General features: G+C 71.9%; 12 protein-coding genes, 1 tRNA gene and 2 pseudogenes. 6 read left to right on the plus strand and 9 right to left on the minus strand.

The window, feature by feature from the left end; genetic code table 11:
- Positions 1 to 280: 280 nt before the first annotated feature.
- Complete coding sequence (locus AB0E05_RS35035) at positions 281 to 1492, minus strand: S8 family peptidase (RefSeq protein WP_361971371.1); 1212 nt, start codon at positions 1490 to 1492, stop codon at positions 281 to 283.
- A gap of 352 nt (positions 1493 to 1844) precedes the next feature.
- On the opposite strand from AB0E05_RS35035, the pseudogene AB0E05_RS35040 reads away from it, so the two are divergent.
- Positions 1845 to 2227, plus strand: a pseudogene (locus AB0E05_RS35040) (FAD-linked oxidase); the annotation flags it as partial.
- A 353-nt stretch (positions 2228 to 2580) separates the two neighbouring features.
- Positions 2581 to 2820, plus strand: a pseudogene (locus tag AB0E05_RS35045) (tyrosine-type recombinase/integrase); the annotation flags it as partial.
- 88 nt (positions 2821 to 2908) lie between these two features.
- Here AB0E05_RS35045 and AB0E05_RS35050 read toward each other — a convergent pair.
- Positions 2909 to 2982 (minus strand) — tRNA-Pro (locus AB0E05_RS35050).
- A gap of 116 nt (positions 2983 to 3098) precedes the next feature.
- Between AB0E05_RS35050 and AB0E05_RS35055 the strand changes: the two genes are divergently transcribed.
- Positions 3099 to 3578 carry a DUF309 domain-containing protein gene (locus tag AB0E05_RS35055; RefSeq protein ID WP_361971373.1) on the plus strand — a complete coding sequence of 160 codons (480 nt, stop codon included), beginning with the start codon at positions 3099 to 3101 and terminating at the stop codon, positions 3576 to 3578.
- Here AB0E05_RS35055 and AB0E05_RS35060 read toward each other — a convergent pair whose 3' ends face one another.
- The 3 genes from AB0E05_RS35060 to AB0E05_RS35070 are packed head-to-tail and all read right to left on the minus strand — an operon-like array spanning position 3579 to position 6402.
- Positions 3579 to 4235 carry an LUD domain-containing protein gene (locus AB0E05_RS35060; RefSeq protein WP_361971375.1) on the minus strand — a complete coding sequence of 219 codons (657 nt, stop codon included), beginning with the start codon at positions 4233 to 4235 and terminating at the stop codon, positions 3579 to 3581.
- Positions 4232 to 5674 carry a lactate utilization protein B gene (locus AB0E05_RS35065; RefSeq protein WP_361971377.1) on the minus strand — a complete coding sequence of 481 codons (1443 nt, stop codon included), beginning with the start codon at positions 5672 to 5674 and terminating at the stop codon, positions 4232 to 4234. The genes AB0E05_RS35060 and AB0E05_RS35065 overlap by 4 nt, the downstream gene beginning before the upstream one ends.
- Positions 5671 to 6402 (minus strand): (Fe-S)-binding protein, encoded by a 732-nt coding sequence (locus tag AB0E05_RS35070; RefSeq protein ID WP_361971379.1) that lies wholly within the window; start codon positions 6400 to 6402, stop codon positions 5671 to 5673. Before AB0E05_RS35070 ends, AB0E05_RS35065 begins: the two co-directional genes overlap by 4 nt.
- Before the next feature lie 70 nt (positions 6403 to 6472).
- Here AB0E05_RS35070 and cobF point away from each other — a divergent pair, with 70 nt between their 5' ends.
- A complete protein-coding gene (gene cobF / locus AB0E05_RS35075) occupies positions 6473 to 7228 on the plus strand; it encodes a precorrin-6A synthase (deacetylating) (protein WP_361971381.1) in 756 nt (251 codons plus the stop codon).
- A gap of 140 nt (positions 7229 to 7368) precedes the next feature.
- Positions 7369 to 7974, plus strand: a complete 606-nt coding sequence (locus AB0E05_RS35080) for a response regulator transcription factor (RefSeq protein WP_361971383.1) — start codon at positions 7369 to 7371, stop codon at positions 7972 to 7974.
- Positions 7975 to 7977: 3 nt separating this feature from the next.
- Here AB0E05_RS35080 and AB0E05_RS35085 read toward each other — a convergent pair whose 3' ends face one another.
- The 4 genes from AB0E05_RS35085 to AB0E05_RS35100 form a co-directional block, all read right to left on the minus strand.
- The gene (locus AB0E05_RS35085) at positions 7978 to 9156 is read right to left on the minus strand and encodes a histidine kinase (RefSeq protein ID WP_361971385.1); all 1179 of its coding nucleotides are present in this window, start codon (positions 9154 to 9156) and stop codon (positions 7978 to 7980) included.
- A gap of 118 nt (positions 9157 to 9274) precedes the next feature.
- Complete coding sequence (locus AB0E05_RS35090) at positions 9275 to 11596, minus strand: TOMM precursor leader peptide-binding protein (RefSeq protein ID WP_361971387.1); 2322 nt, start codon at positions 11594 to 11596, stop codon at positions 9275 to 9277.
- A gap of 116 nt (positions 11597 to 11712) precedes the next feature.
- On the minus strand, positions 11713 to 11922 hold the full coding sequence (locus AB0E05_RS35095; protein ID WP_361971389.1) for a hypothetical protein: 210 nt from the start codon (positions 11920 to 11922) through the stop codon (positions 11713 to 11715).
- Positions 11923 to 12012: 90 nt separating this feature from the next.
- A complete protein-coding gene (locus AB0E05_RS35100; protein WP_361971391.1) occupies positions 12013 to 12894 on the minus strand; it encodes an SDR family NAD(P)-dependent oxidoreductase in 882 nt (293 codons plus the stop codon).
- A 195-nt stretch (positions 12895 to 13089) separates the two neighbouring features.
- On the opposite strand from AB0E05_RS35100, the gene AB0E05_RS35105 reads away from it, so the two are divergent.
- Positions 13090 to 14643 (plus strand): MFS transporter, encoded by a 1554-nt coding sequence (locus tag AB0E05_RS35105; protein WP_361971393.1) that lies wholly within the window; start codon positions 13090 to 13092, stop codon positions 14641 to 14643.
- The last annotated feature ends 336 nt before the right edge of the window (positions 14644 to 14979 follow it).

A 14979-nucleotide genomic window follows, 5' to 3' on the forward strand; every position in this document is an offset into this window, starting at 1 on the left:
CCGGACGGCGCCGCTAGGCCGTGTTTCAGGTCGAGTCTGGTGGTCTCACGGCCGAGCCGGACGATCACGGGCTGGGCCGGTCACGGGGAGCAGGAGCATGCGTCCGATGGTGGAGACCGCTCCGTTGGAGGAGGCCGGTGCCGCATGTCAATTGGATGCTGCGCGGTGACGCGCCTGCTTCCTGATGGTGCTCATCACCGGTCGGTGATCCCCCCGACCGCCCGAGGGGTCCTTGCGGACGCATCGCCCGCAAGGACCCCGTCGTTCGGTGGCCGTGTCGCTACGGCACGAGCCTCAGGAGCTTGTTCGGGGAGCCCGCCCCGATGCCGGTCAGCACGTTGGGCGTCGCGCCGTTCACCAGGGCGGTGGCGACGGCCGCCGGGGAGGAGCCGGGGTGGTTGGTCAGATAGATCGCGGCGGCGCCCGAGACGTGGGGCGCGGCGAAGGACGTACCGCTGCCGGTGAGAGTGGCGGTGTCCGAGGTGTTCCAGCCGGCCGTGATGTCGGAGCCCGGGGCGAAGATGTCGACGACGGGGCCGTAGTTCGAGTAGGTGGCCCTGGCGTCGGTCCTGGTCGTCGCGCCGACGGTGATCGCTTCGCCGACCCGGGCGGGTGAGTAGCCGGAGGCGGGCGCGGAGGAGTTCCCGGCTGCGATCGAGTAGGTGACGCCCGAGCGGATCGAGCTGCGCACGGCGTTGTCCAGAGCCGTGCTGGGGCCGCCGCCGAGCGAGACGTTCGCGACCGACTGGGGGCCGTGGTTGGCGGTGATCCAGTCGACGCCCGCGATGACTCCGGCCGTGGTGCCCGAGCCGTTGTTCCCGAGCACGCGCACCGCGACGACCCTGGCCTTCTTGGCCACTCCGTAGACGGTCCCGGCGGCCGTCGTGGCGACGTGGGTGCCGTGTCCGTGGCCGTCCTGGGCGACGGCGTCGTTGTCGACGAAGTCGTACCCGTTGAAGGCCCGGCCGCTGATGTCCTGGTGGGTGATGCGGACCCCGGTGTCGAGGACGTAGACGGTGGCGGCGCCGCCCGCCGAGTCGGGGTAGGTGTACGTCCCGCTCAGCGGGAGGTACGGCTGGTCGATCCGGTCCAGGCCCCAGGGCGGATTGGTCTGGGTGGCGCTCGCGTGGACCTTCTGGTCCTGCTCGACCGCGGCGACCGCGGGGTCCGCGGCGAGCCGCTTCGCCTCCGACCTGCTGAGTTCGGCCGCGTAGCCGTTCAGGGCGGACGAGTAGGTGCGGGTGATCTGACCGCCGTAGCCGGATATCAACTGCTTGCCCCGGGTGGTGGACGCCTTGAATCCGGCCGTCGACTTGAGGGTGACGATGTAGCTGCCGGCCACCGGCTCGGCCGCCCCCGCATGCAGGATCCGGCCCTCGGGCTGGGCCGCCTGGGCGGGTAAGGCCGTGCCGACTCCGGCTGCCAGTGCCACTGTCGCCAGGGTAGCGATCGCGGCGACGATCCTCCGCTTCGTGGTGCGAACTGCTGCCATCGGGAGCTCCTCCTCGAACGGTGGTGCGCCGGTGATCCGGCGCGCTCCGACGATGGCGCCGAGCCGTGAGGGGGAACAACCCGCCCCACAAGACTGTCATGGCCGCGACATAAAACGGGGCCGGGTGCAAACTCGGCGTTACACGGGGCCACATGACCGTCGTCTTGCGTACGCATACCCCCGACCCGGTCAGGGCCGATCCGGCCCACCCCTCGGCGTCGTTCGGACGGCGCGCCGGGCCGGCACCACCGCTTCGCCGCCGGGGCGCGGCTCCTCATGGTCGCGGGGTGATGAAGGTGCCGTTCACGACGTATCCCCTGCGGACCCGAACAGGCCCTCCGACGCCCCCCGCATCGGGCCCGTCGACCCGCGCTACGACATCTGGTCAGCCGCGGCGCGAACCGCTTCCGCGGCACCCCCGACGAGGTACGCCCCGTGGAGACCACCGCTCAGGCCGTGCGCTGTGTGAACGAGGCGGTGCGCGAGGGCCGACGCATCGCCGTCCGCAGCGGCGGCCACGTACCCGGCGGCGCGTACGGACCGCTGTACCGGCTGCTCTCCGACCATCTGTACGCCGTCGAAACCGTCGTCGTGGACCGCTCGGGACGCGCCCGCGCGGTCATCGCCACCCGCGAGCCCGACGACCCCCACCGCGATCTGTGGTGGGCCCACACAGACGGGGGCTGTGGCACCTTCGGCATCGCCACCCGCTACTGGTTCCGCTCGCCGGGGACCACCGCCGCGACCCCGCCCGAACGCCTGCTGCCCGTACCGCCCGCCACCGCCACCACCTTCCGCGTGGAGTGGGACTGGCGGCAGTTGGACGAGGCGGCCTTCACCCGACTCGTCGACAACCACGGGCGGTGGCCGAACGCGACTCCGCGCCCGGCACCCCCACCGCCCAGCGGGACTCCGTCCTCAAACTCCGCTATCTGAGCGGCTGGACCGAACCCGCGCAGGACGCCGCCCACCTCGCGGTGATCAGGGAGTTCTACCGCGACGTCTACGCGGGCTCGACAACCCCCGCGCACTCGCCCTGCGCGACTGGCCAACCTGTTCCACCTCGCGGGGGCGCTTGTGGACCGCTCGCCACCCACTGGGACGAGGTCGTCACCTCACCCTGTCCCGAACATCTGCGGCGACACGACCTCCGCCACACCGGACTCACCTGGTTCGCCGACGCCGGCGCCCCCGCCCACGTCCTCCGCAAGATCGCCGGACACGGCTCCCTCCTCACCACCCAGCGCTACCTCCACCCCGACATGTCCCAGATCACCAGTGCTGGAACAGCCCTCACCGTCCAGCCAGCGACCGGACGGCGCCGCTAGACCCGCTGGTCCCCAAAGGGTCCCCAAGAACACCAGAAAGGCGGCACCGGATTACTCCGATACCGCCTGCGACCTGCGAAAACACAAGTCGGGACGACAGGATTTGAACCTGCGACCCCTTGACCCCCAGTCAAGTGCGCTACCAAGCTGCGCCACGTCCCGTTGCCCGCCCCGCCCGGAGTGCCGGGTGCGGCGTGCAGGGAAGACTTTACCCCACTCCGCGGCGGCTTCTCGCCGGTGGCCTGCGGGCGTGGAGGGGTTTCGGGGAGAATCGGGGTGTGGAGAGGGCAGCGAGGGACCGGGACGGCGAGGGGCGGGCGCGCAATGCGCGTCCGCGGGACGGGCTGGGGCGGCCGTTGCCTTACGGGCGGGCCGGGGTGGAGCGGCAGCCCGAGGGGGTGGTGCGGGGGCCGGAGGAGACGCTCGCCGAGGCGCAGCGGCTGCTGGACGCGGGGAAGCCGTTCCATGCGCACGAGGTGTTCGAGGACGCGTGGAAGTCCCGGCCCGAGCCGGAGCGGGACCTGTGGCAGGGGCTCGCGCAGCTGGCGGTGGGGCTGACCCATGCAGCGCGGGGGAACACCGCGGGCGGGGCGCGGCTGCTGGAGCGGGGGGCGCAGCGGATCGCGGGGTACGGGGATCCGTACGACGTCGACGTGCAGGGGCTCGGCGCCTGGGCGCGGGACCTCTCGGAGCGGCTGGAGGCGGGCGCCGGGCCGGTGGACCCGCGGGCCGAGGCGCCGCGGCTCACCTTGCGGTAGCTAGCCTTCCAGCAGCAGGACCTCCAGGGTGCGGGGGCCGTGGACGCCCTCGACCCGGTTCAGTTCGATGTCGCTGGTTGCCGAAGGGCCGGAGATCCAGGTCAGCGGGGCGGTCGGGGTCAGTCGGGCGAGGGCTTGCGGCACGGACGCCACCAGTTGCTGTGGCACCCGGACCACGCACAGGTGCAGGTCGGGCACGAGGGTGAGGGCGCGGCGGCCCTGGTCCGGGCCGCCGTCGAGGACGACGGTGCCGGTTTCCGCGATCGCCAGGGCGCAGCCGCTGAGCACGGCGGAGCAGGCGTCCAGCTCGGCCGCGGTGAGCGGGCCCGTGTCGCGGACCGCGGTGGCTTCGGTGGCCGTGAGCCAGGCAGCGGGGACGCCGTCGGGGACGACGACGCTGTGGGCCCCGTGCTCGTGGAGGAGGGTGGCCACCAGGTCCGGCAGTGCGGCGGCGGTGGTGCGGTGGACGGTGGCCCGGTAGTCGGTGAGGTTGTGTTCCAGCAGGTCAGTGAGGGTGCTCGGGTCGTCGGGGGCGTGGCTGGTGCGGTAGTCGCGGTGGACGGCCGGCGCCTCGGGGGCGTGGGCGACGGCCGCGCGGATCCGGGCCAGGATCCGCTCCCGCGCGCCGGTGTCGCCGGTGGTCGCTTCGTACGTCATGCGCGTCCCTCTTCTGTGCCGCGGTTCTTGCGCCACCAGTCGCGGAAGGACTCCTGCGGCGCCTCGGGCAGCTCCCTGCTGCGGGTCCACGCCCCCGCGCCGGGGAGCCGGCGCGGGTGGAGCCGGCGGGTGCGCGCGGCGGCCCGTTCGGCCGCGGCGAGGACCCCGGGGTGGTCGAGCACCCAGCCCGCCGTCTTGATCGCGGCCTTCTCGATCCGGTGGCCCGCTCCCCCGCGTCCCGCCACCCGGGTCCGCAGGTGGACCAGGACCTCCGGGATGTCGATGGCGACCGGGCACACCTCGTAGCAGGCGCCGCACAGGGAGGAGGCGTACGGCAGGGACGCGTCGACGGCGCTGCCGGTGCCGCGCAGCTGGGGGCTGAGGATGGCGCCGATGGGGCCCGGGTAGACCGAGCCGTACGCATGGCCGCCGGCGCGTTCGTACACCGGGCACACGTTCAGGCAGGCGGAGCAGCGGATGCACCGCAGGGCCTGCCGGCCGGTGTCGTCGGCGAGGGTGGCGGTGCGCCCGTTGTCGAGGAGGACGAGGTGGAAGGCGCGGGGGCCGTCGGCGTCGCTGGTCCCGGTCCACATCGAGGTGTACGGGTTCATCCGCTCGGCGGTGGACGAGCGGGGCAGGGTCTGGAGGAAGACCTCCAGGTCGCGCCAGGTCGGTACGACCTTCTCAACGCCGACCACGGAGATCAGGGTCTCGGGGAGGGTCAGGCACATCCGGCCGTTCCCCTCGGACTCGACGACGACGAGGGTGCCGGTCTCGGCGACCATGAAGTTGGCGCCGGAGATCCCCACCCTGGCGCGGAGGAACTTCTCCCGCAGGTGGAGCCGGGCGGCTTCGGCGAGGTCGGCGGGGGCGTCGGTGAGGCCGTCGGGGGCCGGGCGGCCCCAGTGCGCCATCTCGTCGGCGAAGATCTGTCGGATCTCGGCGCGGTTGCGGTGGATGGCGGGGACGAGGATGTGGGAGGGCCGGTCGTGGCCGAGTTGGACGATCAGCTCGGCGAGGTCGGTCTCGTACGCGGTGATGCCCTCGGCGGCCAGCGCTTCGTTGAGGCCGATCTCCTGGGTGGCCATCGACTTGACCTTGACGACTTCGGTCTCTCCGGTGGCCCGGACCAGTTCGGTGACGATGCGGCCTGCGTCGTCGGCGTCCTCGGCCCAGTGGACGGTGCCGCCGGCGGCGGTGACGGCGCGCTCCAGTTGTTCCAGGTGGCGGTCGAGGTGGCGCAGCGCCCGGTCTTTGATCTGCCGTCCGGCTTCCCGCAGCTGTGCCCAGTCGTCGAGTTCCGCGACGGCGCGGGCGCGTTTGTCGCGGATGGTGTGGGTGGCGTGGCGGAGGTTGGCTCGCAGGGTCTCGTCGTGGACCGCTTCCCGGGCCGTGGTGGGGAAGGACGGCATGCCCAGGTCGATGCTGCGTCCGTTCATCGCAGCGCCTCCCTGTTGTAGGGGGTGTCTTCGGTCGCACTGAGGATCTCCGCGAGGTGCACGGTGCGCAGCCGGGGCGACCGGTCCTCTCGGCGGACGATGCCGTCGAGGTGCATCAGACAGGAGTTGTCGGCGCCGCAGAGCACGCTGGCGCCGGTGGCGGCGGCGCTGGCCACCTTGTCGCGGCCCATGGCGGCGGAGACGTCGGGGTTCTTCACCGCGAAGGTGCCGCCGAAGCCGCAGCACTCCTCGGCGCCGGGCAGCTCCCGCAGCCGTAGCCCCTTGACGGCCTCCAGGAGGCGGCGCGGTCGGTCGCCGAGGCGGAGCAGCCGCAGCCCGTGGCAGGAGGGGTGGTAGGTGACGGTGTGGGGGAAGTACGCGCCGACGTCGACGACCCCGAGGACGTCGACGAGGAACTCGGAGAGTTCGTACGTACGGCGCGGCAGGTCCTCCTCGCCGAAGCGGGGGTAGTGCTCGCGCACCATCGCGGCGCACGATCCGGAGGGGGTGACGACGTGGGCGTACGGGGCGAAGGCGCGGGCGGTGCGGCGCACCAGCGGCTCCGTCTCGCGGGGGTAGCCGGTGTTGAACTGGGGCTGGCCGCAGCAGGTCTGCGCGGCGGGGAAGTCGACCTCGACGCCGAGCCGTTCCAGCAGCCGCACGGTGGCGATGCCGGTGGCGGGGAAGAGTGCGTCGTTGACGCAGGTGACGAAGAGCGCGACACGCATGGTCGGAGGATAGGGCGCCGGCGGGGCCCCCGGTAGGTGACGCCGCGAGGCGGTGCGGCAGACTCACGGGGTGAGGAAGATCTATGTGATCGGCATCGGGGCGGGCGATCCCGACCATCTGACATTGCAGGCGATCAAGGCGCTGAACGAGGCTGACGCCTTCTTCATCCTCGACAAGGGCGAGGCGAAGGCGGATCTGATCCGGCTGCGCAGGGACATCCTCGACGCCCATGTGGCGGAGGGCTCCTATCGGCTGGTGGAGGCACGCGACCCGGAGCGGGACCGGGAAACATCGGACTACTCCCCCGCCGTCGACGACTGGCGGTCGCGCCGGGCCGATCTGTTCGAGCGCTTCATCGCGGACGACCTGGGCGAGGACGAGTGCGGGGCGTTCCTGGTGTGGGGCGACCCCTCCCTGTACGACTCGACGCTCGCGGTCCTGGAGGAGGTGCTGGGGCGCGGTGCGGTCGACTTCGACCACGTGGTGGTGCCGGGCGTCAGCTCCGTCTCGGCCCTGTTGGCCCGCCACCGCACCGGGCTGAACCGGGTGGGGCGCCCGGTGCAGATCACCACGGGTCGGCGGCTGGCGGAGGGCTGGCCCGAGGACGTGGACGACGTGGTGGTCATGTTGGACGCCCGGCAGGCGTTCACCCGCCACCTCGACCAGGACCTGTACATCTACTGGGGCGCGTACGTCGGCACGGAGGACGAGATCCTGGTGTCGGGTCGGCTCTCGGAGGTGTCGGAGCGGATCGAGGAGCTGCGGGCGGCGGCGCGGGAGCGCAAGGGCTGGATCATGGACACGTACCTGCTGCGTCGGGGCTGACGCCGGGGTCGACCGGCCCGGGACCGGAGGCCCGGGGTGCGGGTGCGGTGGGCCGCTGTGCACGCACCCCACGCGGGCCCCCTCGAATGTATGATCACACCCCGAAGTGGCCATCCCGTGGGGCGTGTCTGGGGGGAACGGTGGTCCGGATCCTGCTCGCGGAAGACATGTTGATGCTCCGAAGAGCGCTCGTGTCGCTCTTGGAGTTGCAGCCCGACATCGAGGTCGTGGCCGAGGTGGGGGCGGGAGACCAGATCCTGCCGGCCGCGTTGGCGGTGCGGCCGGACGTCGCCGTCCTGGACATCGACCTCCCGGGGATCGACGGCATCCAGGCGGCGGCCCAACTGCACGAGCAGTTGCCGCAGTGCCGCACGATGATCCTCACGAGCCTGGGCCGGCCGGGCAATCTGCGCCGGGCGATCCGGGCCCACGTCTCCGGTTTCCTGCTGAAGGACGCGGATCCCGACGAACTGGCCGCCGCCATCAGGGCGGTGGCCGCGGGCGAGCAGGTCATCGACCCGCAGTTGGCGGTCGCCACCATCCAGGCGGCCGAGAATCCGCTGACGGCCCGGGAGACGGAGGTGCTGCGGCTGGTCTCGGAGGGCGAGGACATCCCGGAGATCGCCCGCCGGCTGTCACTGTCCCCCGGCACGGTCCGCAACTACCTGACGACCAGCGTCACCAAGCTCAGTGCGCGCAACCGGATGGACGCGGTGCGGATCGCCCGTGCTTCCGGCTGGTTGTGACGCTCAGACAGGTACGTCCGCCGTCAGTTCGAACCAGCCGTCGTCCCGGCTCCCGGCGGTCAGCGCGCCGCCGAGGGCGGCGACCCGTGCCGTGAGGTTGTGCAGCCCGCTGCCGCCGGTGCCGACGCCGCCGGTGGACAGGGTCGCGGTCTCGGCGCCCACCCCGTCGTTGGCCACCGCCACCCGCACCCGGCCCTTCTCCTTCGCCGCCGCGATCATGCAGTGTTGGGCCTTGCTGTGCCGGAGCATGTTGGTGATGCCCTCCCGCAGCACGGTGGCGAGGACCGTGTCGACGGCCCCGGCCGGGAGGTCCACCTCCATCCTCACCTCGGTCTGGATGCCGACGGCGCTCAGCAGCGACTCGGCGGCGGAGACCTCCCGGCTCAGGCTCATGTTGAGGTAGCTGCTGGCCACGGAGCGGACGTCGGCGAGCGCCTGGCGGGCGGTGCGCAGGATCTCGGTGATCTCGGTCTCGGCCCGTTCGGGGTGGATGCGCACCAGCCGGTGGGTGAGTTCGCACTTGAGCGTGATGGTGGAGAGGCTGTAGCCGAGGAGGTCGTGCAGGTCGCGGGCGAACCGCAGCCGTTCCTGCACGATCGCGAGCCGGGCCAGTTCGGCGCGGGCGGCCTGCACCTCGCGCACCAGGCCCGTCAGTCGGCTCAGCCCGTAGACGACGAGGCCGGTCAGGGCGGTGGCCACCATGTTGTACGCCAACTCGGTGGTGTCGTATCCCACGGTGAAGTTGAGCAGGCCCACGGTGCCGATGACGGCCGCGAAGCCGGCCCAGCCGGCGGCCGACCGCAGCACCAGCAGGGTCGATCCGGCGAGGAAGCCCGGCACTCCCAGCCAGGCTTCCTCGAAGATCGGGAACGGTACGTAGGTGATCAGGGCCTGGGCGGCCAGGGTCTTGCGCCGGTGCGGTACGGCGCGGGCGGCCGCGAAGGGGAACGAGTGGAACATCTGGAGCCCCAGCAGGGCCAGCATCAGGACCGCGCAGACCGCGAGCCCCACCCCGGAGGGTCGGGCCCGCAGCAGATACGTCAGTCCGATGAAGAAGAACCCGCCGATCACCACGGCCGTGATGCAGACCGCCACCCGTGGCGCCAAGTCGCCGTGCAGTTGATCCTGCGGGCCGGCCCCGGATTCAGGGGGAGCCGCCTCGGTCAGCGCTGGCCGGCGCAATGGGGACTCCTCACCGTACGTCGGTCCGCGGGGCTGAACTCCCCTCTGTGTGGGGCAATGTGAGGTTATGTCAAAATCCGAGGGGGTGAAAGCCGGGTACGGAGATCCCGTGTTTCCGTCACATGAACAGGGGTACGGGGTTGAGGTCCTCGAACCGGTGGGGCGCAGCCAGCCTGCCGAGTCGTACGGGTACGTCGTACAGCCGGCCGGGGGCGAAGCGGGCCCAGAAGGGCCGCAGGCCCGGGACGAGCACCTTGACCACCGGCAGTCCGATGTCGGGGCGGGTCTGGTCGAGCACCAGCAGCTCAAGCCCCCGGGCCGCCAGCAGTTCCTCCAGTACGGTCACGTCCTCACGCAGGTCGCGCCGACGCTGTACGGCATCGGGGCCGCCGGGCCACCGGGACGCGGTGGTGGGGTCGGGCGCCAGGTGGGGTGCGTTCGCCAGGGTGGCCGTACGCCACCACCGCAGGGCGTCCGCGTCGTCGCAGGCGTAGCCCGTACGTCCGTCTGCGCTGACTTCGGCAACGGGCGGCAGCATCTGGTTGAGCTCGGTCAGGGCCCGGCGCAGGGCGAGTCGGGGGTCGAAGTGGGCGCCGAAGCCGAGAGTGATGTCCTCGGCGTCCTTGTCGATCCGTCGGGACAGGGCGGCGAACGCCGGGACGCCGAGGTCGGTGGTGAGGTCGAGGGCCCAGACCTCCCGCTGGAGGGCGGCGTGCCCGGCCCGTACCCGCTGGGTCCACGGGTCGTCCAGGGCGTCGAGGTCGACGCCGGGTTGGCGGGTGCGGTTGTACCACCACAGGGCGACCGCGTCGCGTTCGATCAGCTCCATCGTGCCCTGGACGACGGCGTCCTCCAGGCAGCTGCCGGCGGCCGAGCCGTTGGAGTTGGCGAAGCAGGTGCGGGCGCCGCGGGGGCAGGGCGCGTTGTAGTAGAGCAGCGAGGTGGGGAGCAGCCGCTGCCGTTTCGAGGTCAGCGACCACACCGGGGTCCAGTCGAGTCGGACGTCCTCGTCGAAGGGGTCGGGCACCCGGTGGGCGGCGGCGTTGCGCTCGTTCCACTCGCCCCGCTCGTCGAACTGCCGGGGGTGGAAGAGTTGCACGTCGTCGGGGTGGACGGCGGTGTCGGCGACGTCGCGGTAGGCGGCGCGGACCGTCGGCTCGTCGCCCTGGAAGTAGCCGCTGTGCCGCTCGACGGCCTCGCACAGGGCGCTGACCCGGGCGTGGAGTTCGGTGGTGCCCTTGCCGGAGCTGTGGCTGCGCAGTCCGAACCGGACCGAGGCGAGGTCGTCCGGGGAGGTCGCCGGGTTGTGTCCGGCGTGGAAGCAGTTGAGGAACTCGGGCCCGCGCGGGTCCCGGCTGATCTCCCTGACCACTCCGGTGAGGGGGTCGATCAGATGGGCGTAGCGGTGCAGCATCTCGTCGGCGGACAGCCAGCGGTCGGCCTGTTCCACGGCGGACTTGGGGCGGGTGTGCAGGACGACGGGGGCATTCACCTGGCGTCGCATCAGGTCGGGGTCGCCGCAGGCGCTGCACTGGGGGCGGCGGCGCACCGGGCAGTGCTGGCCGCTGAGCGAGAGGGGGTCCACGGTCCAGATGGCGCACTGGCCGGGGTGGCGGTGGCCGGCGACCCACTTCGCGGTCTCCAGGGCCGCGAGGTGCAGCCCGGCGGAGCGGACCGCGGCGAGCGAGGACAGCGGTGGGGAGACCCGGCGGCCCAGCGCACGGTCGAGGTAGCTCTCCGCGGGGCGGTTGCGGCGCAGCAGGTCGGCGAGGCAGTGCCAGCACGGTCCGTCGCCGGGGCGGAACACCGGGCCGATCCAGGGGCGGTCGCCGCCGAGGCGCACCAGCAGCCACGGGGTGCCGGTGCGGCGCAGGGCGGCGTCGACGGCGCCGAGGTCGGGGGCGAGGTAGTCGTCGCACAGGACGACGGTGAAGTCCGCGGACCGCAGCGGGGTCGGCGCGGTGGCGCCGAAGAGGTGGCCGTCCGGGGCCAGGACGTCCAGACCGGCGGCGAGGAGGGCGTCGGTGAGCTGTCGTGCGGTGCTCGCGGTGGCGGAGGCGCCGGTGGAGACGGTGGAGACCCGGGTGTGCCGCAGCCGGCGGGCCGCGGCGGTGCCGTCGAGGCCGGCCAGCTCCCAGAAGGCCATGTCGGCGGCGGCCGTCACGTCGTCCGGGCCGCTTTCGGTGAGCAGGCCCGCGGCGAGCAGTCCGGAGACGACGTGCTCGGTGCGCGCCGCGGGGATGCTCCGGGCCGCGTCGTTGATCAGCCGGTTCAGGTCCCGGGTCCCGTCCAGCAGGGGCGCGAGGGCGGAGACGCCCGCGCCGCGCAGCGCGGTGACGCCACGCTCGGAGACCAGGAAGACCCCTTCGCCCGGGACGACTTCGGCCCTCAAGTGCGGCTTGAAGGCGAGGCCGGGCAGACTGCGCTCTGAGCTGTTCATGCTTCCCCCTGGGATCATGAGCGGCTGTGATCGACACGGCTGGTGGGCCGGGGGTGCGCCGACGACCCTCTCCCGCATGGCCGTCGGCGGACCCGGGTGGCGTGGGTGGTGCGGAGTCAGTTCAGGCGTACGGTGACGGCGGCGTCGTTGCGGGTGCCGCGGGCGTCCTGCGGCTCGTCCACCCAGCAGATGCAGGTGCCCGCCTGGAACTGCCCGGCGGACAGCGGCGCCAGGTCCTCGATGACCAGGTCGCGCCAGAGGGCGGTGGCGTCGTCGGCGGTGACGGGCGTGGTGGCGGCGGTGGCGGTGGCGGTCAGGGTGCTCATGGTGGTTCCTCCATTCGGGAGGTCTGGGGTGGTACGGGCGTGGTGGCGCGGGTGCGCCGCAGGGTGGTGGTGCGGTCGTCGGGCCCGCCGTCAGCGGGCGGTGGCGACGGCTTCGCGTACGACGTCCTCCGAGGTCTCGGCGTCGGCGAGGGCGGCGGGCGGCTGCTCGGCCTCGGCGGACAGCTCCGCCCAGTCGGACCAGGTCTTCAACCGCTCCCCGTACACATGGGCGACGAGGCCGCCGGGCTGGCTGCCGAAGACGACCCGCAGCGGCGGCTGGTCGGCGTCCACGATCTTCAACAGGGCGGCGCCGGCCGCGGCGGGGTCGGCGACCTCGGGCGCACCGCCGCTGAACATCCCGGCGCGCAGCCCGTCGTAGGCGGGCAGCGGCGCGGCGAAGACGGCGGAGGAGCCGGCCCAGTCGGTGGCGTACCCGCCGGGCTCGACGAGGGTGATCTTGACGCCGAAGGCGGCGACCTCCTGGGCCAGGGCGTCGCTCAGCCCTTCCAGGGCCCACTTCGACGCGTGGTAGCCGCCGAGCATCGGGAAGGCGACGACGCCGCTGACGCTGGAGATCTGCACGATGTGTCCGCTGCCCTGCTCGCGCAGGAGCGGCAGGGCGGCCTGGGTGACCGAGAGGGCGCCGAAGAGGTTGGTCTCCAGCTGGGCGCGGACCTGCTCCTCGGTGATCTCCTCGACGGTGCCGAACAGTCCATACCCGGCGTTGTTGACGACGACGTCGAGGCGTCCGAAGTGGTCGTGGGCCCGCTGGACGGCGGCGAATACCGCGGAGCGGTCGGTGACGTCCAGGGCCAGCGGGAGGACCGCCCCGCCGTAGGTGCGGGTGAGGTCGGTGAGGGAGTCGACGTCGCGTGCGGTGGCCGCGACGCTGTCTCCTCGGCCGAGGGCCGCCTCGACGAAGCGTCGGCCGAAGCCTCGGGACGAGCCGGTCACGAACCAGACCTTGGTCATTTTCCACTTCTTTCGTCGAGTGTTGTGACGCTGCCGCCGGGCGGCGCCGAGCTAGTTCAGATATTCGAGTAAACAACAGCACGAAAATGCAGTTAGCAAGCCATCGAGGGCCCAATAAAAGGTTCTGATCGGTGTGAACGGAATCCCTGAAGTCGCAGGCCCCCGCGGGCGCGCGGCTTTCCCTAGCCTTTAACCATGACTTCTCCAACCCCTCACCCAGCTACGGCGGTTGAACCAGACAACCGTCGCTGGATCGCGCTGGCCATCGTCTTGATCGCCGCTTTCATGGACCTCGTCGACGTCACGATCGTGAATATCGCGATCCCGTCGATCCAGCGGGACATCGAGGCTTCGACCGGTCAGATCCAGTGGATCACCGCGGGTTATGCCCTCGCCTTCGCAGCCGGTCTGATCACCGGCGGCAGGCTCGGTGACATCTTCGGTCGGAAACGGCTGTTCCTCCTGGGAATCGGGGCCTTCACCGTGGCGTCCCTGCTCTGCGGCATTGCCGGCAGTGCGGAGATGCTCGTGGGCGCCCGCATTCTGCAGGGCGCAGCCGCCGCGCTGATGGTCCCGCAGGTGCTCTCCATCGTCCACGCCACGTTCCCGGCTCACGAGCGCGGCAAGGTCTTCGGCCTCTTCGGCGCCATCGTCGGGCTCGGCGGGGTCTCCGGCCCCCTGCTCGGCGCGCTGTTGACGGAGTGGGACCTCTTCGGTCTCGACTGGCGGCTGATCTTCCTGATCAACCTGCCCGTCGGCATCGCGGGGCTGTTCCTCGGCCGGGTCTTCATCAGCGAGTCCAAGGCTCCCAAGGCGCTCCGGCTCGACCTGGTCGGCGTCGCCCTGGTCACCCTGGGGCTGCTGATGCTCGTGTACCCGCTGACCCGCGGGCACGAGGAGGACTGGCCGGCGTGGGGCTTCGTCTCGATGGCGTGCTCCCCGCTGGTCCTCGGCGCCCTGGTGGCGTACGAGCGGTACAAGGCCCGCAAGGACGGCTCGCCGCTCATCGAGCTCTCCCTCTTCAAGGTCAAGAGCTTCAGCGCGGGCATCGCGGTGCAGATCGGCTTCGGCATGGTCTGCGGCATCTTCTTCTTCATCTGGACGCTGTACATGCAGGTGGGGCTGGGCTGGAGCGTGATGCGCGCCGGTCTGACGGGGCTGCCGTTCTCCGTGGCGACCTCGATCTTCGCCGGCATCTCCGTGCAGCAGCTGGTGCCGAAGTACGGCCGCAAGGTGCTGCAGGCGGGTGCGCTCGTGATGGGCGCCGGGATGCTGCTGTACGCCTGGCTCGCCGACCGGTACGGCACGGACATCGAGACCTGGCAGATGTTGGCGCCGCTCTTCGTCATCGGCGCCGGCATGGGCCTGATCACGGCGCCGCTGACCAACGCCATCCTCTCCGACGTGCCGCGTGAGCACGCCGGTTCGGCGTCCGGCCTGATCAACACCACGTTGCAGATGGGTAATGCCCTCGGGCTGGGCCTGACCTCCGTCGTCTTCTTCGGCGTGATGAACGAGGAGGCGGGGCCGGCCCTCATCGGCGTCGAGTTCGCCGACGCCTTCGAGAACGCCCTCTTCTGGGTGGCCGGAGTGCTGTTCGTCATCTTCCTGCTGATCTTCGCGCTGCCCGCCAAGGCGCCGTCGGGGTTCGAGGGAGAGGGCATGCCGCCGGAGGGCGAGCCGGGTGCCGTCCCGCCGTCCGCGGGCCACAAGGCCGTCGAGGAGCAGAAGGCGCCGTCCGTCACCTGACCGTCGTCACCCACCACCGACTGACCGACAGAAAGCGACCAGCGGGGCCGCGCTCACCGGGTGAGCGCGGCCCCGCTGGTCGTGCGGTCGGCACCGGGCTCCGGCTCGACCGCGGGTTCGGGTGCAGATGCGGCATCGGATCGGTACGTGCTGCGGGCCCGGGGCGTCTGCCTCGGGCCCGCAGGTCCGTGCTCGAAGGTTCCGTGTCGGTGCGTCAGTGCCCCGCACCGCCGAGGGGGTTGCCTGTCATGGCGGCGGTGAGGGTGGTGCCGTTGTTGGGGTCGATGAGGAGGAAGGCGCCGGTGCGGCGGGAGTGGGTGTAGGGGTCGAGGGCGA

The organism is Streptomyces sp. NPDC048057, assembly GCF_040653095.1.
Lineage (GTDB): Bacteria > Actinomycetota > Actinomycetes > Streptomycetales > Streptomycetaceae > Streptomyces.